The sequence below is a fragment of the Proteiniphilum sp. UBA1028 genome (assembly GCF_002316955.1).
GTDB lineage: Bacteria > Bacteroidota > Bacteroidia > Bacteroidales > Dysgonomonadaceae > Proteiniphilum.
In genome coordinates this window covers 13,556-21,095 of the sequence record NZ_DCEN01000040.1, presented here as the reverse complement: position 1 = coordinate 21,095, position 7,540 = coordinate 13,556, and the positions used below count along the sequence as shown (strand labels likewise).

4 protein-coding genes are annotated in these 7,540 nt (G+C 45.8%); all 4 read right to left on the bottom strand.

What is annotated here, in order from left to right; all coding sequences use genetic code 11:
- On the bottom strand, positions 1 to 674 hold a 674-nt coding region (locus B3Z75_RS06700; RefSeq protein WP_294068947.1), incomplete at its 3' end, for a glycoside hydrolase family 88 protein.
- Positions 675 to 813: 139 nt separating this feature from the next.
- Positions 814 to 2,727 carry a BNR-4 repeat-containing protein gene (locus tag B3Z75_RS06695; protein WP_294068944.1) on the bottom strand — a complete coding sequence of 638 codons (1,914 nt, stop codon included), beginning with the start codon at positions 2,725 to 2,727 and terminating at the stop codon, positions 814 to 816.
- A gap of 88 nt (positions 2,728 to 2,815) precedes the next feature.
- The gene (locus B3Z75_RS06690; protein ID WP_294068941.1) at positions 2,816 to 4,717 is read right to left on the bottom strand and encodes a sodium/sugar symporter; all 1,902 of its coding nucleotides are present in this window, start codon (positions 4,715 to 4,717) and stop codon (positions 2,816 to 2,818) included.
- 418 nt (positions 4,718 to 5,135) lie between these two features.
- Positions 5,136 to 7,331: a glutamine synthetase III gene (locus B3Z75_RS06685; protein ID WP_294068938.1), complete on the bottom strand. Its 2,196-nt coding sequence runs from the start codon at positions 7,329 to 7,331 to the stop codon at positions 5,136 to 5,138.
- Positions 7,332 to 7,540: the final 209 nt, after the last annotated feature.

Here is a 7,540-nt window from a genome sequence, read left to right as displayed (position 1 = left end):
GGATCGTCTTCGGGCAGATCCTGTAATGTTTTTGCAAGACCGGCAAACACCCATCCGTTACCTCGTGCCCAGAAGTCTTTTTTGCCATTGTTGGTCTTGTGCCCGGGATAGATATATTTGGCATCCCTGTAAAACAAGCTGCTTTCCTCGTCATACATCAACTCTTTTGCAAAGTGAAAGTATTCGTGGAGTTTCTCCAAATAGCGTTTATTCCCAGTGATATTATGCAGCCTTGTCATCACCGGCATCACCATGTAGAGCCCGTCGGCCCACCACCAGTAATCGTTCTGCGGGGTACTCATCTGGTACTCCATCACCTCAAGGGCACGTGCAATTTTGCGATCATCAGGATCAAGATTGTAGAGATCGGCATAGACCTGAAAGCAGATTTGCCAGTCGCCAAAGAGCACGTACTCATCCGATTCTCCATAAGAATATTTCCACTGACTACGATCGTCAGATTTGGCTCCTTTCCACTCGTTGTGTTCGGCCCAGGCTTGTGAAAATGCAAGATAATTCTTGTTCCCTGTTACTTCATAGGCCGCCATGTTGCCTGTATGATAGGCCGCTCTATGCCAGAAGGCATTACCGTGTTCGGGATTATTCTTTTGCCAGAAGCTGTTTACTTGATGAATAATTGAGAGGATTTCTTCTTTTTCTTTTGATGTATTCATTCCACACGAACTGTTAATTAACAAAATTGAAAATACAAGTAGCCATTTGTTTTTTCTACACATAAAATAAAATTATTGATGTTTTCCCGATCTGTCACATATCGCTCATTTATTTAAATATTTTCGGAGTAAGATGTTTTCAACAATCTCCAAGTACTTCAGCTCCTGCTTTTATCTCATCCTGTGAGAGTGCCCGGTCGTAGATTTTCAGATTTTCAACAGCTCCGTCGAATCCGCCTATATGAATATCCGAAAGCGACAGCCTGTCAATAGCAAGAATTTGATCCGTTAGTCCATTGATATAGGTGCGCAATCTCTGGCCATCGTAAGATATGGCTAGGTGGAATGATTGAGTTATTTCAGGCAGATACCATTGTCCGTCGGTACCCCTGTTTTTGTGCTGCCATGTGTCTGAATTCCCCAGTACGTTTGTACTTATATGCGTTGTTTCACCCGACCTTATGTAAGGCTTCGGCATTTCTCCGGGATATATTCCATATGAGAGGCCGGCGAAATTCAAGAGTTCTCCATTTTCCGCTAGCGAATCGAGCGATAGTGTGACTGCAATGGTGAACGTTCCGGATTTTGGCGTTTTGAGTTTCGTTTTCTTTCCGGCAGTTACTTTTCCGATTCTGTTCTGACACTTCAACCCCTTTTTCAGGTCGATATTGTCCTGAGGAAGGAGCATATTTGTTTTGATGGCTGTGGGGAATCCCTGTGGGCGCACGGAACTTACAATCCAATCGTAATAATCGCCCTGCATCCATACAAGCGAGAGGTCTGCTGTTTTCTTCGCGATGGCGAATGGGCGGACATTATTTTTCGGCGAATGACGGGTCAGCTGTTCCGTTGAGATCAATTTACCGTCGGTGCCGACAATGAATTTCTTCAGTTCATATTTTTTACCTTGATTGCCCTCCACGGGAACAGAACCGTAGACGATCTGCGGATTGTGCTTGTCGAGGGTCATGCCGCCGCTGTAACATTTTTCAATATCGGGTGTTTGATGGAAGTGCCCACCGGCATGCGACAGGAATGTTTTCTGCCATTCATTGCCTGTCCACCGGACATGATAATAATCATGCGACGTTTTGTCGTGACTGATACTGACTGTTGCCATCACAGGATTTTCGTCATGGTCAAGTGTCAGTTCACATATCCAGTTTCGAAGGGGAGTGTCATCGACCACCGCATCAGGGTACTTCTCCTTATAAGCTGGGGTGGTGTCTACTTCGTGCAGCTGCGTCTCACCAATTACGGATAACCCATTTCCTGTGATATCCTTCAATGCTTTGGTGTGGATATCCAGGTAATTGAGGTAGATCCAATTCTCGGCCTGATTATCCGGATGTGTGGTGGTGTAGGCAAGATAAATCTTATCTTTTCCGTTGGAGGCGTATTTGGCATAAGGCCGGACGCCACCCGCACCTTTCAGGGAACGGATTAGTTGGTAGGGACCCCAGTCGAATGCAACATTATCCTTCTCATCCGGAATGGTCAGCCGGGCAACCGTAGGGTGCCACCCAATTCCCCTCCAGCAGAGATAGATGTGGTCGGGATCGTCGGATAGAATAAAAGGGGAGGGATAGGTCGTATTGTGCTCTGTATCCAGCTTTCTCTCTTTTCCGAGTGTGGTGATATCGCCCGGAGTTTGTGATACACGATAGTAGAAACAGGGTTCGTCTGTGTGGCGGGAGTAGAAGATCATGATGCGTTCGTCGGGAAGCACCAGGAATGTCGGATTGTTGTGATCATCCGGTTGAAAGCAGGAGCGAATCATCACCTCGCTCGTCCTGTTTTTCAAATGGTCGATCTGTGTGGCTTTGATGTATCCGTGTACATCGATGTAGCCGATATAGGTACTGTTGATGGTGCCGCTTTCGTTTTCATAATGGATCACACGTGGATCAGCAAACCAGCACCATGCACCCTCTTCCGTGATGGTGCTGACGGGAAACAGATTGTTGTGGTTTATGGCGGGATAATTTTGTCCCGTCAGGTATGTTGCCAATTGTAACATGCAGAACATGATCTGTATAAAGATTTTGCGCATATCAGTGTTTCGTTAAAAAAAATCAAGCCATAGAGCATTGTTGCTGTATGGCTTGATAAAATAATCGATATTATTGTCTAACTCTGCCTTACCACAGCAAAATATAAATGAGTGTTACCAGCAGGCAGATACCAAAGGAACCGATGGCAAAACCCCTGTCTGTTTTGAAAAGCGCCAGTTCGAAGGGGACCGCTTTTTTGTCTTTGTATTGTGAATTAGCGTTCGAGAACAAAAAGAGGGAGACAGAGAATATGAGTGAGCCAAAGAAAAAGAAGGCTTCAAAACCAATGTTCTCGAGGTAGAGAATCCATTCGTTGGTGCTTCCGCTGACAAGCAGTATTTTATGTATGGCTGCAGCCAGAATGAAAAACAACGCGAAGAACAGAGTGATTCTGCCCCATTTCAGCATCTTCTTCCTGTCGGCTTCGTCTGCCTTCTCTGTTTCTACTTTTGTGTTGTCGACAAATGTGATGGCTACAAAGATCACGAACAGAATGATGAAGACATAACCCATTCTGAACTGGAATGGCATCTCCGGCATGGCTATTTTAAACAGCAGCCCCATAGGGATAGTAAGGATGGAGGTCCACACTGCAGCCTTCGATGAGGCTCTTTTCCACAAAAGTCCTAAACCAAATACCACAATAATTCCCGGGTAGATGAATCCGGAATATTCCTGAATATACTGGAATGCCTGATCCAAACCTCCCAGCAAGGGTTCCACCGCGATGATGGCAATCACCAGTGCCAGAAGAGCTGTGGTACGGCCGACTCTCACCAACCTTCTGTCTGACGCATCTTTCTTGATGTGCTGTTTGTAAATATCCATCGTGAAGATGGTGGAGGTTGAGTTTAGCATCGAAGCCAAAGATGAGATGACTGCCGCCGCCAGTGCAGCGAAAGAAATTCCCTTGATGCCGATCGGGGCAAAATTCCTGATCAGCCAGGGATAGGCATCGTCAGAGACATTGATCGATCCCGACATGTCGAAATATCCTTGTTGTATGCCGGGGATATCCTGTGGGTAATTGAACATGATAAATGCTGTAACACCGGGGATAACCACGATAAAAGGAATCAGTATCTTCAGGAAACCGGCAAAAATAAGACCCTTCTGAGCTTCGCCAATATTTTTGGCTGCAAGTCCTTTCTGGATGATGTACTGGTTGAATCCCCAATAGCCGATATTGGTCAGCCACACACCTCCCACAATTGCGGCGATGCCGGGAAGATCCTTGAATGCATCGGGCGATTTTGATTTATCCACAATCAGATTAAAGTGGGTGTCGTTGGGAATACTTTTTAACTTTTCGTAAATGATGACCAAACCGTCCCACGCTCCTCTACCTTCACCCGATACAGCCTCCAGTGCAAAGTAGGCCGTGATTAATCCGCCGCCGATCAGGAAAACAACCTGCAGCACGTCGGTCCAGGCTACCGAGGCAAGACCGCCATAGATAGAATAGACGCCGGCAATGATGAATAATGCCAGCACTATCTGCATACGATACCCCTCCAGCCCAAGGATCTGCTCAATGGCTATAGAACCGAGCCATGCTACGGAGGTGAGATTAACAAATACATAAAGAAATAGCCAAAAAACTGAAAAAGCCATACCTACTCCGCCATTGTAGCGTTCACGAAGGAACTGGGGGATGGTATAGATTCGTTGTTTCAACATTACAGGTAATAAGAACTTGGCCACAATAATCAGTGTGACAGCTGCCATAATTTCATAGGCCGCCACGCAGATCCCGATTTTATAACCAGATCCCGACATCCCGATAAATTGTTCAGCTGAAATGTTCGCAGCGATCAGGGAAGCCCCTACTGCCCACCATGTTAGTTTGTTTCCTGCCAGGAAGTAGTCGTTTGCGGTTTTTTCATGTCCTTTTTTGTTTCTGGAGAGAAAAAGGCCCAAACTTACCAGCAGAACCATGTACACTCCGACTATCACATAATCGATAGTCTGAAATCCCGAATTACTCATTGCTTTAAAAATTATGTTTTATTTAGACTTAATAGCTTATAATGTGCTTGTTTCCAGAGTTGTGTGCGTCCACAGTCTGATATGTTTTAAATTCGTCAAAGGTAAATAAATTTCTCTAACATACGAAAGGGAAAAAATAATTTGTCCTTAATTTTAGAGAAGATTATTTTAGTATTCTCTGTTAGCCAGTAGTTTATGCCTTGTTGTGCGGCATCTTAAAAAATACTAAATTGACAAAATGCCTTGTGTTTTAAGATTAGTTTAGAAAAGAAGAGGGTGTTCAATGTGATTTCACCCTCTTTTTATTGGGAATCTATCTGAGAACATATCCCAATATTCATTTCTCAGGAGGTTAAATTTTATTTTGAGACAGCCTCTTCTTTCACTGTTTGTCCAATGCATCGGTTTATGTTGCGATTTAACTGATGAATAACAACTCCCTGTACTTGGGCAGTGTCCACATCTGATTATCCACAATCAGTTCCAGTTTGTCTACGTGGTAACGGATTACATTAAAGTATACCTCAACCGTGTCGTGGTAGGCCACGGCCTTCTCACGTGCATCCTCCAGCTTATTGGCCGCCTTGCGTGCATCCACCATGTCATCCACATTCGTTTTTATTGCAGAAATATGATCGGCAATTTCTTCGATCAGTGCGGCATCCTCCTTCGATAATTTATCGGCCTTTTCTTTGTCGAAGACGGCTCTCATCTTGTAGAGGTTATCGAGCAGCATAGACTGGTATTCTGTCGCCACCGGAATGATGTGATTCATGCACAGATCGCCCAATACGCGTGCTTCAATCTGAATTTTCTTGGTGTAGGTTTCCCATTTCACTTCATTGCGGGCATGAAGTTCCTTCTCGTTCAATACGCCAATGCTCTCAAACATCTCCACCGTTTGATCCGATGTGTATGCGTCGTATATGACCGGGACGCTTGTTTCACAGTCGAGGCCCCGTTTTCGGGCTTCCTCTTTCCATTCGTCGCTGTAACCGTTCCCTTCAAAACGGATAGGTTTCGACATCTTGATGTAGTGACGAAGGGTGTCGAAGATGGCCTGCTCCTTTTTCATCCCTTTTTTCATCTTCGCATCGATTTCCTTTTTGAAATCAATCAGCTGTGCGGCAACTACGGCATTCAATGCTGTCATGGCTGATGAGCAGTTGGCCGATGAACCCACCGCCCGAAACTCGAAGCGGTTTCCAGTGAATGCGAACGGTGAGGTCCTGTTTCTGTCCGTGTTGTCAATCAGTACTTCCGGAATATGGGAGATGCCTAATTTCATTTTTTTCAACTCATCCACGGTGATGTCGTTGTCTTCCGAACTGTGTTCAATTTTATCGAGCACGTTCGATAACTGCTTCCCGAGGAATACGGAGATGATTGCCGGAGGAGCTTCGTTGGCTCCCAGCCTGTGCGCATTGTTGGCCGACATGATGGAGGCTTTCAGCAAGGCATTATGTTTGTAAACGGCTACCAGGGTATTCACCAGGAACGTGACAAACAACAGGTTGTCATTGGCCGTTTTGCCTGGTGTAAACAAGCCGATGCCGGTATCGGTACAGAGTGACCAGTTGTTGTGCTTTCCCGATCCGTTTACCCCGGCAAAAGGCTTTTCATGAAGCAACAGCTTAAAATGATGCTTGGTCGCAATCTTTTGCATGAGAGACATCACCAGCAGGTTCTGGTCGACTGCCAAATTTGTCTCCCCAAAAATAGGCGCCAGTTCAAACTGGTTGGGAGCTACTTCGTTGTGGCGGGTTTTCAAAGGGATGCCGTACTTGTAAGCTTCAAACTCCACTTCGCGCATGAACGCAGCCACACGCGGGGGAACTGCTCCAAAATAATGGTCTTCCAATTGCTGATTTTTGGCACTTTCGTGCCCCATAAGGGTGCGGTCCGTCAGGCTCAGGTCGGGCCGGGCTGCATACAATGCCTGGTCTACCAGAAAATATTCCTGTTCCCAACCCAGGAAAGAATAGACCTTTTTCACATCCGGATAAAAAAGCCTGCAAACATCCACAGAGGCCTTATCCACAGCCGATAAGGTCTTCAGGAGTGGTGTTTTATAATCGAGGGCCTCGCCGGTATAGGAAATAAAAACAGTAGGAATACAGAGCGTGTCGTCTATGATGAATGCAGGGGATGATGGGTCCCAGGCAGTATACCCGCGAGCTTCGAAGGTATTGCGGATGCCGCCGCTGGGAAAGCTCGATGCATCAGGTTCCTGCTGAGCAAGCAACTTGCCTGAGAAGCGTTCAATGATTCCCCCGTCGGGGCCGTTCACGTAATCGATGAACGAATCGTGTTTTTCCGCTGTCCCCTCCGTGAGCGGTTGAAACCAGTGTGTGTAATGAGTCGCCCCCATTTCGATAGCCCACATCTTCATGCCGGCTGCCACATGATCGGCAATTTCACGATGAAGCGTGGTTCCCTGGTCGATCGCCTCGAGAACGGTTTTCATTGTCTCTTTCGAGAGGTACTTCGCCATCTGTGTTCTGTTGAACACATACTTTCCGAAATACTCAGAGGGTAACTGGCCGGGAACGGCAATCTCGACGGGTACTCTTTTCGACGCTTCTACTACAGCTTTAAATCGTAATGTTGACATGTTACACGGTTTTTATTGTGGAGGTTTTGATAACCTTATTGGTGAATTGCGAAATAAATCCGGTACAAAATTACACATTTTGGATTTGATAGTTCAATTTTACAACACAAAAGAATCTTCCTACGTAAAAAATAGAGAAAATTGAAGTTTTGTCTTCAAAGGGACCTCTTGCTGTTTCAAGCCTGCCACTACGAATAGACATGCACACT